This is a genomic window from Hyphobacterium sp. SN044, assembly GCF_021864465.1.
Classification (GTDB): Bacteria; Pseudomonadota; Alphaproteobacteria; order Caulobacterales; family Maricaulaceae; genus Hyphobacterium.
The window spans coordinates 1-461 of the sequence record NZ_JAKKUV010000026.1 but is presented as its reverse complement, the minus strand read 5'-3'; the positions used below and the strand labels follow the sequence as shown (position 1 = coordinate 461).

Sequence of the window (461 nt, the reverse complement as noted above, 5' to 3'; positions counted from 1 at the left end):
GAGGGCAGTGTCAGAGGAAACTCGGCGTTAGCGGATGGGCCATCATCCTGAGCGACAGTGTCAGAGGAAACCCGGCGTTAGCCGGTTCGCCGCCATCCTGAGCGGATGAGCCCGAACCCGTTCCGCTATTTCAAGACGTCACCCGAGGTCATCCGCCTGGCGGTGATGATGTATGTCCGGTTTCCGCTGTCGCTGCGGAACGTCGAGGATCTGCTCCACGAACGCGGGATCGAGGTGAGCCACGAAACCGTCCGGTATTGGTGGAACCGGTTCGGGCCCATGTTCGCCGCAGAGATTCGGCGGAAGAGAGCCAGCCGGCTGCGCGCGTGGCCTCAATGGCAGTGGCACCTCGACGAGATGTTTGTGAAGATCAACGGAGTGACCCACTACCTCTGGCGCGCGGTCGATCATGAGGGTGAGGTCCTCGAGGCCTACGTCACCAAACGCCGAGATCGCCAGGC

The 461-nt window shown here is 62.3% G+C and carries 1 protein-coding gene; it reads left to right on the top strand.

The features are described 5' to 3' along the window. Window positions 1-105 precede the first annotated feature (105 nt). A partial coding sequence (locus L5876_RS14535) for an IS6 family transposase (protein ID WP_236957080.1) occupies window positions 106-461 on the top strand: 356 nt, incomplete at its 3' end.